Below are 21,252 nucleotides of genomic sequence, written 5' to 3' on the forward strand. Positions count from 1 at the left end.
CTCTCGCGCCGTCCGAACCCGGCCCGAGCCGCGGGACGGGCTGACCGCGCTCGGCAGCCGGCGCCACGGCGATTCCGAGACCGAGGCCTGCCTCGACGCGCTCGGCGTGACATCGCGCCGCGCGGCCGGCTCGGCCCTCAAGTTCGCGCTGATCGCCTCGGGCGAGGCCGACCTCTACGTCCGCTGCGGACCGACCATGGAATGGGACACCGCGGCCGGCGACCACATCCTGACCGCCGCCGGCGGCCGTGTCGTCACCCCCACCGGCCGGCCGATCATCTATGGCCGGCACGCGATGGCCTATCGCAACGGCCCGTTCGCGGCTCTTGGCGATCCGGCGCTCGCCGCCCGGGTCGCGCTTCCCGATCGCGGGCCGATCCTGCGGCCGCGGGAGGGCGCAGCGGTGACGCGGCTCACTCCCGTCCTCCGTCCGTGAGCGGCTGCAGGCTCGGCCAGGACGCCTCCGCCCGCTCCGCCAGCGTGGGGTCCGCCAGCACCCGATCCCGTCGCTCGGCGTTGCGGAACAGGTAAAGGCGCTCCTCGATCACCGCGAAGACCAGCGGATCGGCGTCGACCAGCCGTCCGTCGAGGATGCCGACGACGTCGTATCCGCCCAGCCGCGGCGTGTAGACCGTAGGGTCGCGCAGGTAGGCGGCGCGGTTGGCGGCACCGGCGAACCGCCAGGTCCTGCCGCCGCCGGAAGCCTCGAACGCGGACGAGCCCGCCCGCGGGCCCTTCGGCAGGAAGTAGCTCACCGGGTCGAAGCCCAAGAGCGCGAGCGGGCCGGCGACGGGCGTCTGTCCGATCGCCGGCTCCGCGAGGCCCGCCAGGACGAGGATGGCGCAGTCACGCCGCGTTAACCACATCGTGTCCACCTGTCCCCTAGCTCGCGCCCGGATCGACCGCCGTACGCTCCGGCGGCAGGTCTGCCGCATGTCCTTGGGGGCGGACGCAAGGCATCGTCCAGGTGCGCATCCAAGTCCAGGCGCGCGATCGCGTCCCATGACGGCGCCGCCTTCAGCGGATCGAGGAGGAACCATGACCACACCCGATTCCCCCCGCACGGCCACCCTGCGGCAGGACGCGCCGACACGCCGCCGCGCCCTGGCCGGCCTGAGCTCGGCCGGGCTCCTCGTCGCGTCGACGGCCGCGTTCGGCGTTTCCGCGAGCGTGCCGGCCTCCGCCCGCGGCGTCGAGGATCCCGGCGCGCCGGAGACCTTCCGGCCACGCGAGATCGTCGATTCCGGCCACAAGTTCTTCGGCAGCGTCTCGCGTGGGCTGGCGCTCACGGTGCAGGAGGCGACCAAGCGCTGGGGCGAGCCCAACGGCTACATCCTCGGCCAGGAAGCCTCCGGCGCCATCGTCGGCGGCGTCCGGTACGGCGAGGGCACGCTCTACACCCGCAATGCGGGCCAGCGCCGGATCTACTGGCAGGGCCCGACCCTCGGCTTCGACATCGGCGGCGACGGCGACCGCACCATGATGCTGGTCTACAACCTGCCGGCGGTGAATGGGATCTACCGCCGCTTCGGCGGGGTCGACGGCTCGGCCTACTTCGTCGGCGGCTTCGGCATGACGGCGGTGACCAACGACGGCATCGTCGTGGTTCCGATCCGGACCGGCGTCGGCGCCCGCCTCGGCATCAACGTCGGCTATCTGAAGTTCACCGGCACGCCGACCTGGAACCCGTTCTGACGCGACCGAATCTCGACTTCGCGCCCGCGCGCAAAACCGGTTAGACTGCGGGTCAGCTTCGGCCGGGCATGCTCGGCCCACGGGCACGGCATCCGGGTTCAGCCCCGGTGTCCGGGCTCGTTCTGCGTGTGGTCGCATCGTCGCACGAGCGGGCAGGGTCCGGTCTTGCGGCGGCGCTCAAGGGATCGAGTTCGCCCGCGTGATCGAAACCGTGATGGTCTTCGCCCTCGGCTTCCTGGTGGCGATCCTGTGCGCGCTGCTGGCGCTGCCCGCCGTGAACGCGCGCGCCGCCCGCCTGGCGCGGCGCCGGACGGAGGCGCAGCTGCCGCTGTCCGTCGGAGAGATCGCCGCCGAGAAGGACTTTCTGCGCGCCGAGTTCGCGGTGCGGCAGCGGCGGATGGAGCGTGCCGTCGAGGACGCGCGCAGCAAGCGCCAGGCCGACATGGCGGCCCTCGGCAACCGCACCATGGAGGCGGCCGCCCTCGCGCGCGACGTCGCCGCGCGCGACGCCGAGATCGCCGAGGCGCTGGCGCTTCGCGGTCGTCTCGAGAACGAGCTTTCGACCGCGCAGGCCGACGGCTCGTCGAGCCTCGCGACCCTGCTCGCCCTGGAAGAGGCGCATGCCGACCTCCTGGACAGCCTGCTCGCCGCGCGGAACGCCCTCGGCACGGTCGAGGACGTCCCATCCGATGCCGGCGCGGCGGAGAGCGAGGGCAGCGTGCGCGAAAAGCTCGCGGCCACCGAGGCGGCGCTCGCCAAGGCCGTGTCCGACCGCGGGGAGTCGGTCGAGCGCGAGAATGCGGACCTTCGCCGGCGCATCACCGAGGTGGCCGACACCCTGACGCAGCGCGAGCGCCTTCCGCCGGTCGCGGCCTACGCGATGCGTGCCTCCTCGCACTGAGCGGCCGTCGAGCCACCAAAATCCTAGGGTTGCGGTTGCGAAACCGCGCCGCGATGCCTTGTTTCCACCACGCGATGGCATCATCGCACCGCCATCCCCCCTCTCGATCCGACAGATGGAACGACGCCCCATGGCCTTGAAGCTCATGTCCCTCGCCCTCGCGCTCGGCCTGGCCGTGTCGTTCTCCGCGCCGGCCTCGGCGGCGCCCGAGACCAAGCGCGGCAACGAGACCCTGAAGAAGTACTGCACCGGCGATTACCTGAACTATTGCGGCAACCTCGCCCCCGAGGACCCGAAGCTCGATGCCTGCTTCGAGAAGAACTGGAAGTCGCTGTCCGAGAATTGCCGCCGGGCGATCGACGCCTACGAGGCGACCAACGGCGACAAGAAGGGCTGAACCGCTCGACCGAGCCGGTTCGAGGCGAAGCTGTGGCGCGCGAACGCTCGCCTCGCGTTCCGGCAACGGCTAAGGTGCGATCCTCCCTCGGGAGGACCGCCCCAGAAGTGCCCGCCGGACCCTCCGCGATGCCGCCCACCCGCGTCCTGACGTTGACCCTCGCCACAGGCCTCGCCGCGCTCGCGCTGGCAGGGTGCGGCCGCCGCGGAGCCCTCGAGCCGCCGGGCGCCTCGGCGACGACGCCGCAACGGAGTGCAGCCCAAGGCACCCCCACGGCGACGGCCGGACCCCGGACCCTTCCGCAGAGCACCGGCCTCGGCGGCGGCACGCCGGAGCCCGATCCGTCCGCGGTCCGCGACGGCGACGAGCTGCCGCCCTCCGCGCTCGCCCCGGCCTCCGGCACGGAGGCGCCGGTCGAGACCGGCCGCGGGGCCAAGCGCGGCTATCGCATCCCGAAGGATCCCTTCATCCTCGATCCGCTGCTGTAGCGCGCCGCTCCCGCGCCGGATCGCACGGCGCCCTCGTCTTCCACCCTGCTCTCCCGCCCCGGGGGAGGCTTCCCCGCGGACGGGATCTCGAGCCGAACGGCGGATCTCGACGCTTCCCGGACACGGCCGAACGATGCACCATTTCCAGGATCGCGATGGACGCCTGCACGCCGAGGACGTCGACCTGACGGCCCTGGCCGAGCGGGTCGGGACGCCGTTCTACTGCTACAGCACCGCCACCCTGGAGCGGCACTTCCACGTCTTCGCCGAGGCGTTCTCGGGCGACGACGCGCTGGTCTGCTTCGCCATGAAGGCGAATTCCAACCAGGCCGTGCTGGCGACGCTCGCCCGGCGGGGTGCCGGCATGGACATCGTCTCCGAGGGCGAGCTGCTCCGCGCGCTTCGGGCCGGGGTCGACGCGCAGAAGATCGTGTTCTCCGGCGTCGGCAAGACCCGCGACGAGATGGCGGCGGCGCTGAAGGCCGGGATCTACTGCTTCAACGTCGAGAGCGAGCCCGAGCTGCTGGCGCTGTCCGAGGTGGCGACCAGCCTCGGGATCGAGGCGCCGGTCTCGATCCGGGTCAATCCTGACATCGACGCGGGCGGCCACGCCAAGATCTCGACGGGCAAGTACGAGAACAAGTTCGGCATCCCGATCACGCGCGCGCCCACCGTCTACGCCCTGGCGGCGACCCTTCCGGGCCTCGCGATCCACGGCGTCGACATGCATATCGGCAGCCAGATCACCGATCTCGCGCCGTTCGAGAATGCGGCGCGGCTGCTCGCCGGGCTGGCCGGCCGGTTGATCGCCGAGGGCCATCCGATCCGCCACATCGATTTCGGCGGCGGCCTCGGCATCCCCTATCGCGACGACAACGCAGCCCCGCCGGACCCGGCGGCACTCGCCGCGACGATCCGCCCGCATTTCGCCCCGCTCGGCCTGCGGCCGGTCTTCGAGATCGGCCGGATGATCGCGGGCAATGCCGGCATCCTGGTCACCCGCGTGGTCTACGTGAAGGAAAGCGAGGGCCGCACCTTCGTCATCGTGGATGCCGCGATGAACGACCTGATCCGGCCGACCCTCTACGAGGCCTATCACGCCCTCCGCCCGGTGGAGGCTCCGGCCGCCGACGCGCCGCGCGTGACGGCGGACGTGGTCGGACCGGTCTGCGAGACCGGCGACTATCTCGCCCTGCAGCGCGAGATGCCGCGGGTCGTCGCCGGCGACCTGATCGCGGTGATGACCGCGGGCGCCTACGGAGCGGTCCAGGCCGGCACCTACAACACCCGCCGCCTCGTGCCCGAGGTGCTGGTCAGCGGTTCGCAGGCGGCGATCGTGCGCCCGCGCCAGAGCTACGACGCGCTGATCGGCCTCGACCGGATGCCCGACTGGCTCGCCTGAGCGCCGGCCGTCGCGTCAGTGTCCCGGTGCTGCCATCGCACCGGGCTTGTCGTGGGTGCCGAGACGTTCGACCAGGGTCGCGCTCGCGCGGTTGAGGCCGACGATCTCGACCGCCCGGCCGTGATGGCGGAACTTCAGCACCACCCGGTCGAGGGCATTGATCGCCGTGATGTCCCAGAAATGCGCCGCCGCGAGGTCGAGCACGATCCGCTCGGCGTCGTCGCGGAAATCGAACGCGCCGTGGAATGCCTCGGCCGTCGCGAAGAACAGCTGCCCGGTGACGACGTAGGTGCGGACCACGCCCTCCCGGCGGCTCTCGACGCGGAAGACGCGGGCGACCTTGCGCGCGAAGAACACGCCCGACAGCAGCACGCCGACGAGGACGCCGCGGGCGAGGTCGTGGGTTGCGACCACCACCGCGACGGTGGCGAGCATCACCACGCTGGACGAGCCCGGGTGCCGGGCGAGATCGCGAATCGAGCGCCAGGAGAAGGTCTGGATCGAGACGAAGATCATCACCGCCACCAGCGCCGCCATCGGGATCTGCCGGACGTAGGCGCCGAGCGCGACGATCAGGAACAGCAGGAAGCAGCCCGCCCACAGGCACGACAGGCGACCGCGGGCGCCGGAGGTGACGTTGATCACCGTCTGCCCGATCATGGCGCAGCCGGCCATGCCGCCGAAGAAGCCCGAGACGATGTTGGCGGTGCCCTGGCCGAGGCATTCCCGGCTCTTGTCGCTGCCGGTATCGGTCATCTCGTCGACGATCGCCGCCGTCATCAGCGATTCGAGCAGGCCGACCATGGCGACCGTGGCGGCGTAGGGCAGGATGATCCGCAAGGTCTCGAAGCTCAGAGGGACCTGCGGAGGCAGGAACGAGGGCAGGCTGCTCGGCAGCGCGCCCATGTCGCCGACCGTGCGGATCGGCAGCGCCAGCGCGATCGCGGCGATCGTCAGGAGGACGATGCAGACGAGCGGGGAGGGCACCGCCCTGGTGAGGCGCGGAAGGCCGTAGATGATCGCCAGCCCGATCGCGACCATCGCGTAGACGGTCGGACCGCGCCCGATCAGCTCGGGCATCTGCGCGAGGAAGATCAGGATCGCGAGGGCATTGACGAACCCGGTGATCACCGAGCGCGAGACGAAGCGCATTAGGTCGCCGAGCCGCAGCAGGCCGGCGCCGATCTGGATCAGGCCGGCGAGGATCGAGGCGGCCAGCAGGTATTGCAGGCCGTGCTCGCGCACCAGCCCCGCCATCACCAGGGCCGTGGCGCCGGTGGCGGCCGAGATCATCGCCGGCCGTCCGCCGACGATCGCGGTGGTCACCGCGATGCAGAACGAGGCGTAGAGCCCGACCTGCGGATCGACGCCGGCGATGAGCGAGAAGGCGATCGCCTCCGGAATGAGCGCGAGCGCGACGACGGTGCCGGCGAGGAGCTCGCGCGGCACGTGCGGGGCCCATTCGGCCCGCAAGGTTTGAAAGGTCATGCAAAGGATCCGGCCCGCGCCCGCGGAGGGCGGCGTGCGGGCTCATGAGAGACGGGATTTCGACGGGAGACGGTTCGGCGGCCCAAGCACGATGCCCCGTGGAAACGGGGACCGCGGGGCGTCGCGCGCGCTACGGCGGCGTCATCGATGACGGGCGAACGTCTGCCGGAACCATGAGACCCTGTTAGACAGCGGCACCCGGCCACGCAACCCGCCGCCCGCTCATGCCGGTGCCGCAGCGACGGCGTGCAGATCCGCGACCAGCTCGGCGACGCGCTCACGCTTCGCGTCCCAGGCGAACATGAACCGGGCTCCACCACCGATGAAGGTGTAGAAGCGCCAGCCCCTGCCGCGCAGGCGTTCCATCGTGTCCGCCGGCATCGCCAGGAACACGGCGTTGGCCTGGACCGGGAACATCGGCGCGATGCCGGGCATGTCCGCGACCGCCGCCGCGAAGCCCTGTGCGCAGGCGTTGCCGTGCGCGGCGTTTCTCAGCCACGCCCCGCTCTCCAGCATCCCGACCCAGGGGGCCGAGAGGAAGCGCATCTTCGAGGCGAGCTGCCCCGCCTGCTTGCAGCGATAGCCGAAATCCTCAGCCAGTGCGGCGTCGAAGAACACCACCGCCTCGCCGGCATGCATGCCGTTCTTGGTGCCGCCGAAGCAGAGCACGTCGACGCCCGACCGCCACGTCATGTCCGCCGCGCTGCATCCGAGATGGGCGCAGGCGTTGGCGAAGCGGGCCCCGTCCATGTGCAGCGACAGGCCGAGGTCGCGGCAGGTCGCCGAGATCGCCCGCAACTCGGCGAGGGTGTAGACCTGCCCCGTCTCGGTCGGCTGCGTCACCGTCACCACGCGGACCTTCGGGAAGTGGATGTCCTTGCGGTTGGTGGCGAGCGCCCGGATCGCGTCCGGGGTCAGCTTGCCGCTCTCGGTGCGGACCGTGAGCAGCTTCGAGCCGTTCGAGAAGAACTCCGGCGCGCCGCACTCGTCGGTCTCCACGTGGGCGGCGTCGGCACAGATCACGCTGTGGTAGGAGCGGCACAGCGCGGCCAGCGCCAGCGCGTTGGCGGCCGTGCCGTTGAAGGCGAAGAACACCTCGCAGCGGCTCTCGAACAGGGTGCGGAAGGCGTTCGCCGCGCGTACCGTCCAGGCATCCTCGCCGTAGGCCGGCGCATGCCCGGCATTGGCGGCCGCCATCGCCGCCCAGGCTTCCGGGCAGATGCCGGAATAGTTGTCGCTGGCGAATTGCTGCGCGTCGTCGGTCATCGCTGTTTCTCACCCGTCATGAGCGTCCCTTCGCCAGCCCTGCCGGGACGAGTCCGGCCTGGGATGTCATACCCGACTTAGGACGGCATTGCAGGAGCCGGGCCGGATTGCTGCGCCCGGCATGCCCTGTGCGGGCGGACGACGGCTTTCCGCCCTGCGTCCGCGCGGTCACACCGCACGCGGATCGACGTCGCGTCGCCAATCCGGTTGGAACTCGCGGGCGCTTGGTGTAAGAGCCTGCCCAAGGTGCAGATTTGGTGCCGAATCGAGACGGTCCGAACCGCGTCCCGCCCGGGCGATCCCCGGGTCCGGGGCGCTGTCGGTTTCCCGCAACGCTCGCGGGCGTCACGCTGACCGCGCCGACCGAATGCCACGTTTAAACCGGTTCTAGAGGATCCACTCCGTTGCAGGTACTCGTTCGCGATAACAACGTCGATCAGGCGCTCCGCGTCCTCAAGAAGAAGATGCAGCGCGAAGGCATCTTCCGCGAGATGAAGCAGCGCAAGGCCTACGAGAAGCCGTCCGTGCGCAAGGCGCGCGAGAAGGCCGAGGCGGTGCGTCGCGCCCGCAAGCAGGCCCGCAAGACCGCGATCCGCGAGGGCCTGATCGCTGCTCCGAAGCCGAAGCCCCGTTTCGGCGCCGGCGCCCCCCGTCGTCCCGGCTTCCCGTCGATGACCCCGTCCGCTCCGGCCGGTGGCGCTCCGGCGGCTTCCGCCGCCGAGTAAGACGATCCGGGCCGCGAGGCCCGTCGATCGCAATCCTCGAAAAAGGCCCGGCCGCCCTTGCGGTCCGGGCTTTTTTCGTTCGTGAAAGGATTTCGGACGACGCCGCGTGCGCCGTCCTCGTATCTGACCGGAACGCGCTCAGGCGGCGCGGGCGGCTTCCGTCGCATGCTCGGCCTGGACCAGCACGTCGAGGGCGCGCCACGGCTTCTGCATGAACACCGCCTGCGCCGGCATCCTCGCATCGCCGCCGGCATCGTAGCCCGAGGTCACCACCACCCGCACGTCCGGCCAGCGGCGCTCGACGGTGCGGGCGAGCGCGAGCCCATCCATGGCGCCCGGCAGGCGGATGTCGGCGAAGAGCAGCGCGACGGTGACGTCGTCGCGCTCCAGGATCGAGATCGCGGCCTCCGCGCTGTCGCAGGCGATCACCCCGAGGTCGGTCTCCTCGAGCACGGCGGCGGCGAGGTTGCGGACCGCGGCATCGTCCTCGACGACGAGGGCGACCGGACAAGGGGAGGGGGCGCGGTCCATGGGACCTCCTTCACGAGATGTTGCGGATGCGGGTTCGATGCCTGACCGGCGACGCGACCTCATGCGTGGGGCGCTGATTCCCGGATGAGCCATGCTGCGCCGTCCGAAGCCGGGTAACAAGAGTCCGAATTCGTCTCAAGCGCATGCCTGCGTTGCGACCGGTTTGGCGAGGATCCGTTCAGGAGCGCACAAACTCCGTGCATGCTGCAGTGCGTTAGCGAACTGTTCATCATCGACAACGAAATGTTACGGTTCGGCGACGGCGCGGCACCGGGCTTGCCCGAGGGCAGACTGGGTGAGGTTCGCGCCAGCGCGATCAGCAAGAGGTTGGCCCCAACCATGTGCCGCTTCCTGGCCTATAGCGGTGAGCCGGTTTTCCTGTCGGACCTCGTCTGCGCGCCGACGCACTCGCTCGTGCATCAATCGTTGCACGCCGAGCAGGGGAAGACCGAGACCAACGGCGACGGCTTCGGCCTCGGCTGGTACGGCGAACGACCGGAGCCGGGCGTCTATCGCGACATCTCGCCCGCCTGGTCGGACGAGAACCTCGTCAACCTGTGCGGGCAGGTCCGCGCCCGGACCTTCTTCGCGCACGTGCGCGCCTCCACCGGGACGGCGACCGCGCGGACCAACTGCCACCCCTTCGTGAACGGCCGGCACCTGTTCATGCACAACGGTCAGATCGGCGGATACCTGCGGATCAAGCGCCGCCTCGAGTCGCTGATCCCGGACGCCCTGTACGACGGGCGTCGCGGCAGCACCGACTCCGAGGCCCTTTTCCTGCTCGCCCTCTCCAACGGCCTTGCCGAGGACCCGATCGGCGCCATGGCCGAGACCTTGGCCACCGTGCGCGACCTGATGAAGGCGGCCGGCATCACCGAGCCGCTGCGCTTCACCGCGCTGCTGACCGACGGCGACGAGCTCATCGCCTATCGGTGGGCCTGCGACGCGCGACCCCCGAGCCTGTACTATCGCCAGACCGAGGCCGGCCTGGTCGTGGTCTCCGAGCCGATCGACGGCGCCAAGGACGGCTGGCAGGTCGTGCCGAAGGGCGGCACGCTGCGCGCGCGCCGCGGCGGCCCCGTCACGGTGAAGGGCCCGGAGCCGGTCAAGCGCAGCATCGCCGCCTGAGCCGGACATCCCGGCCGGTTCGTTCCCGCCGGCGCCTTGCCCCCGGCGGCGTCGAGCGCGACATTGCCTCGGTCGCCGGCCCATCGCGGCCGGTCGGGCAGGGATCGCAGGGCCGACATGTATCCGGACGTGACGCTTCACATCGCCGGCGCCTGGGTCGCCGGCTCGGGCGGCGAGACGCTGCCGGTGCTCAACCCCGCCACCGGCGAGACGATCGGGCGATGTGCCGTCGCGACCCGGGACGACCTCGACCGGGCGCTCGAGGCCGCCGCGCGCGGCTTCGCGCAGTGGCGCAAGGTCTCGGCCTTCGATCGCGGCAAGGTGCTGCGCCGGGCCGCCGACCTGCTGCGGGAGCGCGCCGACGCCATCGCCCGGATCATAACGCTGGAGCAGGGCAAGCCCCTCGCCGAGGCGCGCATTGAGACGATGGCCGCGGCCGACGTCACCGACTGGTTCGCCGAGGAAGGCAAGCGCGCCTACGGCCGGGTGATCCCGCCCCGCGGTGACGGGGTGCTGCAGTTCGTGGTGCGCGAGCCGGTCGGGCCGGTGGCCTGCTTCACCCCGTGGAACTTCCCGATCAACCAGGCCGTCCGCAAGATCGCCGCCGCGCTTTGCACCGGCAATCCGGTGATCCTCAAGGGCCCCGAGGACACGCCGGCGAGCTGCGCCGAGCTGGTGCGCGCCTACCTCGATGCCGGCGTGCCGGGCGATTGCCTCGCGCTGGTCTACGGCGATCCGGCGACGATCTCTTCATACCTGATCCCGCATCCGGTGATCCGGAAGATCTCGTTCACCGGCTCGACCGTAGTCGGCAAGCAGCTCGCGGCCCTGGCCGGCCAGCACATGAAGCGGGCGACGATGGAGCTCGGCGGCCACGCGCCGGCGATCGTCTTCGGCGATGCCGACGTCGAGAAGGCGGTGGCGGTGCTCGGCGCCAACAAGTTCCGCAACGCCGGCCAGGTCTGCGTCGCGCCGACCCGCTTCCTCGTCCACGATTCGGTGTTCGACCGCTTCGTCGACGGCTTCACCGACCTCGCCTCCAACCTGAAGGTCGGCGACGGCCTCGATCCCGAGACGAAGATGGGCCCGCTGATCCACGGGCGGCGCCTGGAGGCGATGGAAGCGCTGGTCGCCGATGCCAACGCGCAGGGCGCCACGCTGCGCACCGGCGGCAAGCGCATCGGCAACCGCGGCAACTTCTTCGAGCCGACGGTGCTGACCGACCTGCCGCTGACGTCCCGGATCATGAACGAGGAGCCGTTCGGCCCCGTCGCGGCGATCCAGCGCTTCTCCGACGACGCGGAAGCCTACGCGGAGGCCAACCGCCTGCCCTACGGCTTGGCGGCCTACGCCTACACCCGCTCGTCGGAGCGGGCGACGCGGGTGTCGAGCATGGTCGAGAGCGGCATGGTCTCGATCAACCACCACGGCATCGCCCTGCCGGAGACGCCCTTCGGAGGGGTGAAGGAATCCGGCTACGGCAGCGAGGGCGGCTCCGAAGCGCTGGACGGCTACCTCGCCACCAAGTTCGTCACGCAGGCGAATTTCTAGGCCTCGAATTCAGGTTCACCGCGTCTTCTCTCCCCCCCTGCGGGGGAGGGAAGGGCGCGCTGATGCCCTCAATAATGCGGCGGTGGGGGCTCGGCGCCGCCGACAGCCGTGCGAGCGCCCGCCTCCTCGACGCGCTCGATCAGCGATTCCACCTGCCGCCGCAGCCGGTCGATCAGCCGCCACTGCTCGGTGACGGTGCGGTTGAGGTCGTCGATGGTCGCGTCCTGCTCGGTGAGGCGCATCTCGAGATGGTCGATGCGGGCGGACTCGCTCATCGCAGGGCCTCCGGCGGATGGTCGGGCCGCTCGGCCAGCGCCGGCCCCAGCGCGATGCGGCCGTCGAAGACGAAGCAGTCGCCGGTCCAGCGGCTCTCGGCCTCCGGCACGGTCTCGAGGTATTTCAGGATGCCACCCTGGAGCAGATGGACGTGCGCGAACCCGCGCGCCTTGAGGTAGGCGCCGGCCTTCTCGCAGCGGATGCCGCCGGTGCAGAACAGCGCCACTTCCGCACCGGGATCGAGCGTCTCCGCGAACGCGCGAAACTCGCCGAAGCGCGACAGCCCCGGATCGACCGCGCCCGCGAACGTGCCGAGCGCCACCTCGAACCGGTTGCGGATGTCGACCGCCACCACCCCCGGCCGGTCGAGCAGCGCGTTCCAGTCCTCGGGCGCGACGTAGGTCCCGACCCCGTCGGCCGGGTCGGTGGCGCCGCCGTCGAAGGTCACGATCTCCGGCTTGCGCTTCACCTTCATCCGCGCGAACGGCGGTGCCTCGGCCGTCGACAGCTTGCATTCGAGCCGATCGAGGCGGCCGCCGAACAGGTCGGGCCCGTTCAGGGCGGCGAGGAACGCCGCGATCGCCTCGGCCGAGCCCGCCACCGTGCCGTTGATGCCTTCGTGCGCCAGCAGGAGCGTGCCGGTCAGGCCGAGGTCTTGGCACAAGCCCTCGATCACCGGCGCGAGCGTTGCGGCATCGGGGAGGGGGACGAACTGGTAGAGGGTGGCGACGGTTTGGGGCATGGCGCGGGTTTAGCAGGGCCTGGCTATCCGGGGAATTCACACGCGGTTCGCCATTCCCGTCCTCGACTCATCCTGAGGTGCCCGCGTCAGCGGGCCTCGAAGGAGGCCTCCAGAACCCTCGGTGCGACCTGGAGGCCTCCGCTGGGCTTCGACGCCTCAGGATGCGGTGGTTTGACGGAGGTCTGAAGCTCGATCACTTGACGACCGGGTGAGCCCCCGCTCAATGCGCCTCCTCCCAGTTCTCCGCTGCCCGCGCCTCGACCACCAGCGGCACGTGGAGCGTGAGCGCCGGAGCCGGGGCCTCTTCCATGATGCGCTTGATCACCGGGATCGCGCGATCCACCTCGGCCTCGTTCGTCTCGAACACCAGCTCGTCGTGCACCTGCAGCAGCATGCGGACGTTCAGGCGCTCGGCGGTGAGCGCCGCCTCCATCCGGGTCATCGCCCGGCGGATGATGTCGGCGGCGGTGCCCTGGATCGGGGCGTTGATCGCCTGGCGCTCGACGCTGGCGCGCTCGGACGGGTTGTTGGAGCGGATCTGCGGGTAGTGGCAGACGCGGCCGAACAGGGTCGTGACGTAGCCCTTGTCGCGGCAGGCGCGCTTGGTGGTGTCGATGTAGTCGCGGATGCCCGGGAAGCGCTCGAAATACTGCTTGATGAACAGGCTCGCCTCCTCGCGGCCGATGCCGAGGCGGTCGGCGAGCCCGAAGGCCGAGATGCCGTAGATGATGCCGAAGTTGATGGTTTTGGCCCGCCGCCGCAGGTCCGGCGTCATCTCGGAGAGCGGCACGCCGAACATGGCGCTCGCGGTCGCCGCATGGATGTCGATGCCGTCGGCGAAGGCCTGCCGCAGCTGCGGGATGTCGGCCATGTGGGCGAGCAGGCGCAGCTCGATCTGGCTGTAGTCGGCCGAGATCAGGCGGTTGCCGGGGTCGGCGACGAAGGCGCGGCGGATGCGGCGGCCCTCCTCGGTGCGGATCGGGATGTTCTGCAGGTTCGGGTCCGAGGAGGACAGCCGTCCGGTGGTGGTGGCGGCGAGCGAGAACGAGGTGTGGACCCGGTTGGTGTCGCGGTCGGCGTGCTCTTGCAGCGAGTCGGTGTAGGTCGACTTCAGCTTGGCCAGCTGGCGCCAGTTGAGAATCTTCTTCGGAAGGTCGTGCCCGGCCTGGGCCAGCTCCTCGAGCAGGGTCGCTGGCGTCGCCCATTGGCCGGAGGGCGTCTTCTTGGCGCCGGGCAGGCCCATCTTGCCGAACAGGATGTCGCCGATCTGCTTCGGCGAGGAAACCTGGAAGCGCTCGCCGGCATCCTCCTGGATCTCCTCCTCGAGACGCGCCAGGATCTGCGAGAAGTCGCCGGACAGCCGCGAGAGCATGTTGCGGTCGACGCGGATGCCGTGCTGCTCCATCCGGGCGATCACCGCGATCAGGGGCCGTTCCAGGGTCTCGTAGACGGCGAGCCGCCGCTCGGCGACGAGGCGGGGCTTCATCATCCGCCACAGCCGCAGCGTCACGTCGGCATCCTCGGCCGCGTAGGCGGTGGCCCTGTCGAGCGGCACCCGGTCGAAGGTGACCTTGGCCTTGCCGGTGCCGGCCACGTCCGAGAAGGTGATCGGCTGGTGGCCGAGATGGCGCTTGGCGAGTTCGTCCATGCCGTGCCCGCCCTTGCCGGCATCGAGCACGTAGGAGATCAGCATGGTGTCGTCACACGGCGCCACGGTGATGCCGTAGCGCTGGAACACGAGCCAATCGTATTTCAGGTTCTGCGCCACCTTGAGGACGCTCGGGCTCTCAAGCAGCGGCCTCAGCCGACTGAGCGCGGCGTCGCGGTCGATCTGCGAAGGCAGCGGCTCCACGAGATCGGACGCCGTCGCCCCGCCGCCGAACAGGTCGTCGGCGTTCGGCGCGGCCTCGACCGCGCGGACATGGGCGAGGGGGATGTAGGCGGCGCGCCCCGGCGCGACGCAGAGCGACACGCCGACAAGGTTGGCGTGGTGCGCATCGAGCGAGTCGGTCTCGGTGTCGACTGCGATCACGCCGACCTCGTGCGCTTCGGCGATCCAGGCATCGAGATGCTCGAGCGAGAGGATCGTCTCGTAGGCGCTGGTGTCGAACGGCTTGCTCGCCTCCGCCGCGCGCGCCGCGACGAGGTTCGACGGCGTCGGATCGGACGGGCCCCGGGCTTTGGGCGCGGCGTCCGGCAGGCCGAGATCGGCGAAGGGGTCGATCTCGGCGCCATTCCCGACCGCGGCTGCGGCGTCGGAGAAGGGGGCGTCGTCGCCCGGGACATGGCCCGGGAGCAGGCGCGGATCGGGCTTCACCGCTTCCGGGTCGACATGCAGCATCGCGGCGATGCGCCGGGTCAGCGTGTTGAACTCCATCGCCTTGAGGAAGCCGACGAGCTTTTCCGGGTCGGGCTTGGGCAGGCGCAGGTCGTCGAGCGCCACCGGCACGTCGACGTCCTCGACCAGGGCCACGAGCCGGCGCGAGAGCCGCGCCTGCTCGATGCCGGCGAGCAGCATCTCGCGGCGCTTGGGCTGCTTGATCTCGCCCGCCCGCTCCAGGAGCTGCTCGAGGCTGCCGTATTCCTTGATCAAGGCCGCCGCGGTCTTCAGGCCGATGCCGGGCACGCCGGGCACGTTGTCGGAGGTGTCGCCGATCAGCGCCAGCGCGTCGCCGATCTGGTTCGGCTGCAGGCCTTCCCACTTGGCGACGATCGACGCCTCGTCGAGGTTGCGCTCGGGGCGGTGGCCCGGCTTGCCCTTGGAGCCGGATTCGAAATCGTAGAACCGAACCAGCGGCCCGACGAGCTGCATCAGGTCCTTGTCGGACGAGACGATGATGACGCCGGCACCCCGCGCCTCGGCCTGCCGGGCATAGGTGGCGATCAGGTCGTCGGCCTCGTAGCGCTCCATCTCGATCGCATGCAGGCCGAAGGCGCGCACCGCGTCGCGCATCAGCGGCATCTGCCGCTTCAGGTCGTCCGGCGCGTCGGGGCGGTGGCCCTTGTAGTCGGAGTAGAGCTCCTTGCGGAACGAGCCCTCCGACTTGTCGAAGACGATGCCGAGATGGGTCGGGCAGATGCCGGCCGCGCCCTCCTGAACGAACTGCGCGATCTTGGTGCAGAACAGCCGCACCGCACCGGTCGGCAGCCCGTCCGAGGGACGGAAGTTGAACTTTTCCGGCTGGTTTATCGCCTGGAAGTAGGCCCGGAAGATGAACGACGAGCCGTCCACCAGGATCACCTGATCGCCGGGGCCGACGGGGGAAGGAAGCGTCTCGTCGGTCATGGTGCGCGGACATCTCGGCGAACGGGAGAACAGAGGATCACGCAGCCGGATCCTGATGCGCCTCGAGCTCGGCGCGGCAGACCACAGCGATCTCCATCAGCGGCTCGTGGACGGTCCTCCATGCGATGTCCAGCGCGACACGATGATAGGCGTGGCGATAGAAGTTGCCCGTATCTGCGACGTCCTGCCAGGGGATGTGCGGATGCCGGGCTTTGAATGCCGCTCCGAGGCGTCGGCTCGCCTCGGACACGATCTCGATGCAGCGGATCACCGCGTAATTCGTCCGCAGATCGGCGGCGAAGGCCTCGTAGGGCATGCCGTCGATGAAGTCGCGGGCAGCCTGAACGTTGGCGACGATATCAACGCAGGCGTCCGATTCACGCTCAGAAAGCACGGACGGCATCCCGCTCGGCGCGCGAGAGAATGTGCGGCTTCAACGTCTCGCGATTGGCGACGTCGACGGGGACCGGGAACAGGCTCCCGATGGCTCGGCAAATCCCGACGTAGTTGAAGGCATCTCGTACCGCCCGCGCGTCGATCTCGATCATCACGTCGAGGTCGCTGCCTGCATGGTTCTCGCCCCGCGCGACCGAGCCGAACACCGCGGCATGCCGCACGCCGAGGCGTTGCAGCTCCGGCTCATGCGCACGCAGGATGTCGATGGCGGCGTCGCGATCCATGGACCGACCCTACCGCGGATCCGACCTTCGCGGAACGCGCCTCAGGTCGCAGCCCCCACCGTATCCGCCATCTTCGCCCGCCGCGTGCCGAGCGGCTGCGGCGCCCCGACCGTGGTGTCGCGGACGGTCTGGTGCTCCATCTCGGCATTCACCTCCGCGCCGAGCAGCACGATCACCGTCGAGATCCAGATCCAGGTCATGAACCCGATCACGGCGCCGAGCGAGCCGTAGGTGTCGTTGTACTTGCCGAAGTTCGCCACGTACCACGAGAAGCCGAGGGAGCCGGCGAGCCAGGCGAAGGCGGCGATCGCGCTGCCCCACGTCACCCAGCGCCAGCGCGGCGCGTCGCGGCAGGGGCCGTAGCGATAGAGCAGGGCGAGGCCGCCGAGGACGGCGACGAACAGGGCGGGCCAGCGCAGCAGCGCCAGGTACCACGCGTCCGCCGACAGGCCGACCGTGTTGAACACCACCGGCAACACCACGATCGCCCCGAGCGCCAGGATGATGAACAGCAGCGCGCCCGCGGTGAAGGCGAGGGACCGCAGGTTCAGCCAGACGAAGTTTCGCGTCTCGCGCTCCTCGTAGACGATGTTGAGCGCGTCGAAGACCGCCTTCATGCCGCCATTGGCGCTCCAGACCGAGAGCAGGATGCCGGTGAAGAACGTGACGCCGAGGGTCGTGTCGCCCTTGGCCGCGATGCGCTTGACCTGCTCGCCGACGATGTCGATCGCGCCGGAGGGCATCACCCCCTGGAGGCTGGCGAGGTGGTCGTTGATCGTGGCGACGTCGGCGAAGAGGCCGTAGCAGGACACCAGCGCCGCCACGGCCGGGAAGATCGCGAGCAGAACGTAGAAGGTGACGCCGGCCGCGACCGAGACCAGGCGATTCTCCTTCAGGTCGCGGAACACGCGCAGCCCGACATCCTTCCAGCCGCTTTTGGGTATCTCGGAGGGGGTGCTCGCCTGCCGGCCGCGGTCCGACTCGGTTTGCGCCACCGCCCGGGCGTCGCCGCCGGAATGCGAGGGCGAGGGCGCACGGGGACCGTCCGGGGCCGGCGCGGGCCGGTCTCCACCGCGCCGATACGGCAGCGCGGCGATGCCGACGAGGGTGGCGGCGAGCGCCAGCGTCCACACGGCGGAATGGCGCTCGTCCAGTCCGTCTGCGCTATGGTTTCGGTCGGTCATCAATGGTCCCGTCGCGATGGCCGTCTACGAGACGGCGCGTCGCGACGACAACCGGTGGTCGCAAGGAGTGGTTTCCTCGGACGACGGGCGAATTCTCAGGCTGCCCCGTGCTATTTCACCTGAACACTATCCACGACCTCGCGAAATTTGGCGAGCGTGCCCTCGCGCTGGTCCTCGCGCACCACCCCGAGGGCGCGGAGATAGCCGTCCGGCGCGAAGCGGATCGTCTGGGAGACGACGACCGGCGTGTTCGTCGGCATGTCGGTGGCGCGCGCCACGATCTCGTGCCAATCGGTTCCGTTCGAGCGGTAGCTCTGCGAGCGCTCGATCACGAAATCCTTCATGGTCTGGTTGGAGTACAGCGCGGCCTTGGCGAAGCCGTCGCGCTGCTCGGCCGTCGGCGGCTGCTGCACCGCCTGAGCCAGAACCAGGATCGGCTGCTCAAGGTTGCTCATCTGGTCCTTCGGCCCCTGCGTCAGCAGCACCGAGTTGCCGGCGAGCACGCGCAGCGGGCGGAACCCCGCCGGATCGGCGATGCGGAAGGGCAGCGCGTCGACCTGCTGCGCCAGCGTCAGCGCCGGCCGGATCGTCACGCCGGTGACGAGGCTGCGCATGGTCTTCTCGGTCTCGGCATCGGGCAGCGCCTGCCCGATGATCAGGCCGGTGACGGTCGGATCGCCGACGAGCAGCAGCCACTTGCGGACCGTCGGCGTGGCGCTGCCCGGTTCGCCCGGCTGCGAGCCGGTGAACAGCATGCCGTCGGCCTCGCCGATCTTCACCGGCTCGCGGGTCTCGACGGCGAAGCCCTGGTTCTTCAGGTTGGCGTCGGTGAAGGTCTGCACGAGGTCGGCGAAGGCAGTCGCCGGCAGCTCGACCACCGAGAGCGTCGCCCCGCCCTCCTTGCGCTCGAAGCCGGAGAAGCGGCGCGAGGGCGACATGTCGGAGGGCGGCTCGAACCCGAAGCGCGAGCCCGCGGGATAGACCGGCTCGGCGGCCGACGCCGGCCCCGCATCGAAGCCGAGCACCAGGGCAAGCAGCGCGAGGGCGGACAGACGGGGGCGCAGGCGCATCGAACCAGGATCTCCACAATCCGGAATGGCGCCGGACCGGATGCGATGCGTCGGCCCGCGGCCGGGTCCTGTCAAGCGGACGCGTTCACGCGTCTGCCCGGATGCCGGACCTGCGGGCCTTGGAGCGAACTTCGAACCAGGCGCCTGTCTCCATGAGTCCGCATCAACCAGGGCCCTTCGCGTTCAAGGCGCCCTCGTCACCCGCCGCAGGGTCAGGTTGCAGCGGCCGCCCGGGGGCAGGAAGGGCGGGTCCGGGTCTTCCGCCACCGACAGCAGGTCGCCGCCCGCGACGATGCGGTCGACGCCGTGGTGGATGAGGCGGGAGGGGCCGCCGATCACGAGGGCGTCGCCGGCCGTCAGGCGGATCGAGCGGGTCGGGTCGGAGCGCTTCGGGCCGCCGTAGCGGAACACCGCCGCCGCGCCCAGCGACAGGGACACGACCGGGGCCGTCAGGTCTTCCTCGTCGCGGTCCTGGTGCAGGCCCATGCGGGCGCCCGGTGCGTAGAGGTTGATCAGGCAGGCCTCGGGCGGGCGGGGATGATCGGCGAGCGCGTCCCAGGCGGCGCGTGCGGTCGCGGGCATCGCCGGCCAGGGGTCGCCGGTCTCGGGATGATCCGGCTGATAGCGGTATCCGGCGACGTCCGAGACCCAGCCGAGCGGGCCGGCATTCGACATCCGCACCGAGAACGGTTTTCCCGTGCGCGGCATCCGCGGCGTGAACGGCGGCGCGGCCGCCAGCACGGTCGCGATCTCGTCGGAGAGGCGCCGCCGGGCGGCCGCATCAAGCCAGCCGGGATGGTGGATCAGGCCCGGCGCGAGTTCGACCGCCACGCGCTGCGCGTCACGCGTCGTCGATGTCGCGTTCCAGCACCGTCTTCGAGGCGACGGTGGTGTCGGCCTTGAGGCGATAGACGAGCGGCACGCCGGTGGCGATCTCCAGGCCGGCGATGGTCGTGGTGTTGAGCCGGTCGAGCACCATCACCAGGGCGCGGAGCGAGTTGCCGTGGGCGGCCACGAGCACCCGGTCGCCGGCCATCACGCGGGGCAGGATCGTCTCGATATAGTAGGGCAGCACCCGGGCCGCGGTGTCCTTCAGGCTCTCGCCGCCGGGCGGCGGGATATCGTAGGAGCGGCGCCACTGGTGCACCTGCTCGGCCCCCCAGCGCGCCTTGGCGTCTTCCTTGTTGAGGCCGGACAGGTCGCCGTAATCGCGCTCGTTCAACGCCTCCGAGCGGATCGTCTCGATCTCGGACAGGCCCATCTCGCCGAGCATCAGCTTGCAGGTCCGCTGCGCCCGCCCGAGGTTCGAGGTGAACGCCACGTCGAAGCCGTAGCCCTCGCTCTTCAGCCAGCGCCCGGCCTTGTGCGCCTCGTCGACGCCGCGCTCGGTGAGGTCCGGGTTGCGCCAGCCGGTGAAGAGGTTCTTGAGGTTCCACTCGCTCTGGCCGTGGCGAGCGAGGACGAGCAAGCGGTCCATCGGGGTCCGGTCTTTCTAGGGAGGCGCCCGATCGGGCAGGTCGCTGCGGCTCCTACCAGAGCCGGGCCGAGGCCCCAAGCGCGGGCCGACCACCCGCGCCCGTCCGTGGTCGAGCGTAGCCTTACAGGCCGAGCACATCTGTCATGCTGTAGAGGCCCGGCGGCTTCGGATGCGCCCAGAGCGCCGCCTTCACCGCTCCGGCCGCGAACAGGCTGCGATCTTCGGCGTGGTGCGAGAGGGTGATGCGCTCGCCGGCGCCGGCGAACATCACCGAATGATCGCCAACGACGCTGCCGCCGCGCAGCGTCGCGAAGCCGATGTCGCCGGCCCGGCGCGCGCCGGTATGGCCGTCCCGGGTCGAGACGCGGACGTCGGCGAGGTCGACGCCGCGGCCTGCCGCGGCGGCCTCCCCGAGCAGCAGGGCGGTGCCGGAGGGCGCGTCCACCTTCATGCGGTGGTGCATCTCGGCGATCTCGATGTCGAATTCCGGCCCCAGGGCGGCGGCGACCCGCTGCACCAGGGCGGCGAGCAGGTTGACCCCGAGCGACATGTTGCCGGAGCGCACGATGCGGGCGTGGTAGGCGGCGGCCCGGAGCTTGGCGAGGTCGTCCTCCGACAGGCCGGTGGTGCCGACCACGTGGACGATGCGGGCCTGCGCCGCGAGCTCGGCGAACTGCACCGTCGCCGCCGGGACGGTGAAATCGAGCACGCCGTCGCTGGCCGCGAACGCCGTCAGCGGGTCGTCGGTGACGGGCACGCCGAGCGGGTGGAGGCCGGCGAGCGTCCCGGCATCGTGGCCGATCGCGTCCGAGCCTTCGCGCTCGATCGCGGCCGAGAGCGTGCAGCCCTCGGCTTCCGCCACCGCGCGGATCAGCATCCGCCCCATGCGCCCGTCGGCGCCCACCACCACCAGCCGCATCGTCTTCGCCGTCCTTCGATCCGAGGATCACGGGTATAGGCTC

The 21,252-nt window shown here is 70.5% G+C and carries 23 protein-coding genes; 9 read left to right on the forward strand and 14 right to left on the reverse strand.

Features of this window, described 5'->3' with window-relative positions; all coding sequences use genetic code 11:
• On the forward strand, window positions 1–436 hold a 436-nt coding region (locus FV230_RS03070), incomplete at its 5' end, for an inositol monophosphatase family protein (RefSeq protein WP_281408245.1).
• Here FV230_RS03070 and FV230_RS03075 read toward each other — a convergent pair.
• Window positions 414–866, reverse strand: coding sequence for a YHS domain-containing (seleno)protein (locus FV230_RS03075; protein WP_147841236.1), 453 nt, complete (start codon window positions 864–866; stop codon window positions 414–416). The genes FV230_RS03070 and FV230_RS03075 overlap by 23 nt on opposite strands.
• Before the next feature lie 172 nt (window positions 867–1,038).
• Between FV230_RS03075 and FV230_RS03080 the strand changes: the two genes are divergently transcribed.
• From FV230_RS03080 to lysA, 5 genes are all read left to right on the forward strand, one after another.
• Entirely contained in the window at window positions 1,039–1,695 is a 657-nt protein-coding gene (locus FV230_RS03080) for a DUF1134 domain-containing protein (protein ID WP_147841206.1), read from the forward strand.
• Between the two features lie 199 nt (window positions 1,696–1,894).
• Window positions 1,895–2,596 carry a hypothetical protein gene (locus tag FV230_RS03085; protein ID WP_246694708.1) on the forward strand — a complete coding sequence of 234 codons (702 nt, stop codon included), beginning with the start codon at window positions 1,895–1,897 and terminating at the stop codon, window positions 2,594–2,596.
• A gap of 130 nt (window positions 2,597–2,726) precedes the next feature.
• Entirely contained in the window at window positions 2,727–2,993 is a 267-nt protein-coding gene (locus FV230_RS03090; RefSeq protein WP_147729929.1) for a 3',5'-cyclic-nucleotide phosphodiesterase, read from the forward strand.
• A 128-nt stretch (window positions 2,994–3,121) separates the two neighbouring features.
• On the forward strand, window positions 3,122–3,481 hold the full coding sequence (locus FV230_RS03095; protein WP_147841207.1) for a lipoprotein: 360 nt from the start codon (window positions 3,122–3,124) through the stop codon (window positions 3,479–3,481).
• Window positions 3,482–3,614: 133 nt separating this feature from the next.
• Window positions 3,615–4,883, forward strand: coding sequence for a diaminopimelate decarboxylase (lysA, locus tag FV230_RS03100; RefSeq protein ID WP_147841208.1), 1,269 nt, complete (start codon window positions 3,615–3,617; stop codon window positions 4,881–4,883).
• A gap of 15 nt (window positions 4,884–4,898) precedes the next feature.
• On the opposite strand, the gene FV230_RS03105 is transcribed toward lysA, so the two are convergent.
• Both FV230_RS03105 and FV230_RS03110 read right to left on the reverse strand, forming a co-directional pair.
• Window positions 4,899–6,371, reverse strand: a complete 1,473-nt coding sequence (locus FV230_RS03105) for a SulP family inorganic anion transporter (protein WP_147841209.1) — start codon at window positions 6,369–6,371, stop codon at window positions 4,899–4,901.
• 222 nt (window positions 6,372–6,593) lie between these two features.
• Window positions 6,594–7,637, reverse strand: a complete 1,044-nt coding sequence (locus tag FV230_RS03110; protein ID WP_147841210.1) for a low specificity L-threonine aldolase — start codon at window positions 7,635–7,637, stop codon at window positions 6,594–6,596.
• A gap of 404 nt (window positions 7,638–8,041) precedes the next feature.
• Here FV230_RS03110 and rpsU point away from each other — a divergent pair, with 404 nt between their 5' ends.
• Window positions 8,042–8,362 (forward strand): 30S ribosomal protein S21, encoded by a 321-nt coding sequence (gene rpsU, locus FV230_RS03115; RefSeq protein ID WP_147725040.1) that lies wholly within the window; start codon window positions 8,042–8,044, stop codon window positions 8,360–8,362.
• Between the two features lie 138 nt (window positions 8,363–8,500).
• Here rpsU and FV230_RS03120 read toward each other — a convergent pair whose 3' ends face one another.
• The gene (locus tag FV230_RS03120) at window positions 8,501–8,893 is read right to left on the reverse strand and encodes a response regulator (RefSeq protein WP_147725038.1); all 393 of its coding nucleotides are present in this window, start codon (window positions 8,891–8,893) and stop codon (window positions 8,501–8,503) included.
• Between the two features lie 339 nt (window positions 8,894–9,232).
• Between FV230_RS03120 and FV230_RS03125 the strand changes: the two genes are divergently transcribed.
• A complete protein-coding gene (locus FV230_RS03125) occupies window positions 9,233–10,024 on the forward strand; it encodes a class II glutamine amidotransferase (protein WP_147841211.1) in 792 nt (263 codons plus the stop codon).
• Window positions 10,025–10,141: 117 nt separating this feature from the next.
• Window positions 10,142–11,575: an NAD-dependent succinate-semialdehyde dehydrogenase gene (locus FV230_RS03130; protein ID WP_147841212.1), complete on the forward strand. Its 1,434-nt coding sequence runs from the start codon at window positions 10,142–10,144 to the stop codon at window positions 11,573–11,575.
• A gap of 68 nt (window positions 11,576–11,643) precedes the next feature.
• Here the strand turns inward: FV230_RS03130 and FV230_RS03135 are convergent, their stop codons facing one another.
• The 10 genes from FV230_RS03135 to dapB form a co-directional block, all read right to left on the reverse strand.
• Entirely contained in the window at window positions 11,644–11,850 is a 207-nt protein-coding gene (locus FV230_RS03135; RefSeq protein WP_147841213.1) for a SlyX family protein, read from the reverse strand.
• Complete coding sequence (locus FV230_RS03140; protein ID WP_147841214.1) at window positions 11,847–12,593, reverse strand: rhodanese-like domain-containing protein; 747 nt, start codon at window positions 12,591–12,593, stop codon at window positions 11,847–11,849. The genes FV230_RS03135 and FV230_RS03140 overlap by 4 nt, the downstream gene beginning before the upstream one ends.
• Before the next feature lie 220 nt (window positions 12,594–12,813).
• Complete coding sequence (gene polA, locus FV230_RS03145) at window positions 12,814–15,879, reverse strand: DNA polymerase I (RefSeq protein ID WP_147841215.1); 3,066 nt, start codon at window positions 15,877–15,879, stop codon at window positions 12,814–12,816.
• A gap of 37 nt (window positions 15,880–15,916) precedes the next feature.
• Window positions 15,917–16,282: a HepT-like ribonuclease domain-containing protein gene (locus tag FV230_RS03150; protein ID WP_147841216.1), complete on the reverse strand. Its 366-nt coding sequence runs from the start codon at window positions 16,280–16,282 to the stop codon at window positions 15,917–15,919.
• Window positions 16,263–16,559: a nucleotidyltransferase domain-containing protein gene (locus tag FV230_RS03155; RefSeq protein ID WP_147841217.1), complete on the reverse strand. Its 297-nt coding sequence runs from the start codon at window positions 16,557–16,559 to the stop codon at window positions 16,263–16,265. The genes FV230_RS03150 and FV230_RS03155 overlap by 20 nt, the downstream gene beginning before the upstream one ends.
• A gap of 41 nt (window positions 16,560–16,600) precedes the next feature.
• Complete coding sequence (locus tag FV230_RS03160; protein WP_147841218.1) at window positions 16,601–17,743, reverse strand: YihY/virulence factor BrkB family protein; 1,143 nt, start codon at window positions 17,741–17,743, stop codon at window positions 16,601–16,603.
• A 110-nt stretch (window positions 17,744–17,853) separates the two neighbouring features.
• Window positions 17,854–18,813 carry a hypothetical protein gene (locus FV230_RS03165; RefSeq protein WP_147841219.1) on the reverse strand — a complete coding sequence of 320 codons (960 nt, stop codon included), beginning with the start codon at window positions 18,811–18,813 and terminating at the stop codon, window positions 17,854–17,856.
• Between the two features lie 183 nt (window positions 18,814–18,996).
• On the reverse strand, window positions 18,997–19,644 hold the full coding sequence (locus FV230_RS03170; RefSeq protein WP_147841220.1) for an alpha-ketoglutarate-dependent dioxygenase AlkB: 648 nt from the start codon (window positions 19,642–19,644) through the stop codon (window positions 18,997–18,999).
• Between the two features lie 10 nt (window positions 19,645–19,654).
• On the reverse strand, window positions 19,655–20,290 hold the full coding sequence (locus FV230_RS03175) for a 2,3-bisphosphoglycerate-dependent phosphoglycerate mutase (RefSeq protein ID WP_147725019.1): 636 nt from the start codon (window positions 20,288–20,290) through the stop codon (window positions 19,655–19,657).
• A gap of 121 nt (window positions 20,291–20,411) precedes the next feature.
• Window positions 20,412–21,209 (reverse strand): 4-hydroxy-tetrahydrodipicolinate reductase, encoded by a 798-nt coding sequence (gene dapB / locus FV230_RS03180; protein WP_147841221.1) that lies wholly within the window; start codon window positions 21,207–21,209, stop codon window positions 20,412–20,414.
• Window positions 21,210–21,252: the final 43 nt, after the last annotated feature.

It is taken from the genome of Methylobacterium sp. WL6 (genome assembly GCF_008040095.1).
GTDB lineage: Bacteria > Pseudomonadota > Alphaproteobacteria > Rhizobiales > Beijerinckiaceae > Methylobacterium.

Excerpts from the sequence above, each read along its gene's own strand:
- FV230_RS03075 (WP_147841236.1), bottom strand. The coding sequence starts at position 866 with ATGTGGTTAACGCGGCGTGACTGCGCCATCCTCGTCCTGGCGGGCCTC.
- FV230_RS03080 (WP_147841206.1), top strand. The coding sequence starts at position 1,039 with ATGACCACACCCGATTCCCCCCGCACGGCCACCCTGCGGCAGGACGCG.
- FV230_RS03090 (WP_147729929.1), top strand. The coding sequence starts at position 2,727 with ATGGCCTTGAAGCTCATGTCCCTCGCCCTCGCGCTCGGCCTGGCCGTG.
- FV230_RS03095 (WP_147841207.1), top strand. The coding sequence starts at position 3,122 with ATGCCGCCCACCCGCGTCCTGACGTTGACCCTCGCCACAGGCCTCGCC.
- lysA (WP_147841208.1), top strand. The coding sequence starts at position 3,615 with ATGCACCATTTCCAGGATCGCGATGGACGCCTGCACGCCGAGGACGTC.
- FV230_RS03105 (WP_147841209.1), bottom strand. The coding sequence starts at position 6,371 with ATGACCTTTCAAACCTTGCGGGCCGAATGGGCCCCGCACGTGCCGCGC.
- FV230_RS03110 (WP_147841210.1), bottom strand. The coding sequence starts at position 7,637 with ATGACCGACGACGCGCAGCAATTCGCCAGCGACAACTATTCCGGCATC.
- FV230_RS03120 (WP_147725038.1), bottom strand. The coding sequence starts at position 8,893 with ATGGACCGCGCCCCCTCCCCTTGTCCGGTCGCCCTCGTCGTCGAGGAC.
- FV230_RS03125 (WP_147841211.1), top strand. The coding sequence starts at position 9,233 with ATGTGCCGCTTCCTGGCCTATAGCGGTGAGCCGGTTTTCCTGTCGGAC.
- FV230_RS03130 (WP_147841212.1), top strand. The coding sequence starts at position 10,142 with ATGTATCCGGACGTGACGCTTCACATCGCCGGCGCCTGGGTCGCCGGC.
- FV230_RS03135 (WP_147841213.1), bottom strand. The coding sequence starts at position 11,850 with ATGAGCGAGTCCGCCCGCATCGACCATCTCGAGATGCGCCTCACCGAG.
- FV230_RS03140 (WP_147841214.1), bottom strand. The coding sequence starts at position 12,593 with ATGCCCCAAACCGTCGCCACCCTCTACCAGTTCGTCCCCCTCCCCGAT.
- polA (WP_147841215.1), bottom strand. The coding sequence starts at position 15,879 with ATGACCGACGAGACGCTTCCTTCCCCCGTCGGCCCCGGCGATCAGGTG.
- FV230_RS03150 (WP_147841216.1), bottom strand. The coding sequence starts at position 16,282 with ATGCCGTCCGTGCTTTCTGAGCGTGAATCGGACGCCTGCGTTGATATC.
- FV230_RS03155 (WP_147841217.1), bottom strand. The coding sequence starts at position 16,559 with ATGGATCGCGACGCCGCCATCGACATCCTGCGTGCGCATGAGCCGGAG.
- FV230_RS03160 (WP_147841218.1), bottom strand. The coding sequence starts at position 17,743 with ATGACCGACCGAAACCATAGCGCAGACGGACTGGACGAGCGCCATTCC.
- FV230_RS03165 (WP_147841219.1), bottom strand. The coding sequence starts at position 18,813 with ATGCGCCTGCGCCCCCGTCTGTCCGCCCTCGCGCTGCTTGCCCTGGTG.
- FV230_RS03175 (WP_147725019.1), bottom strand. The coding sequence starts at position 20,290 with ATGGACCGCTTGCTCGTCCTCGCTCGCCACGGCCAGAGCGAGTGGAAC.
- dapB (WP_147841221.1), bottom strand. The coding sequence starts at position 21,209 with ATGCGGCTGGTGGTGGTGGGCGCCGACGGGCGCATGGGGCGGATGCTG.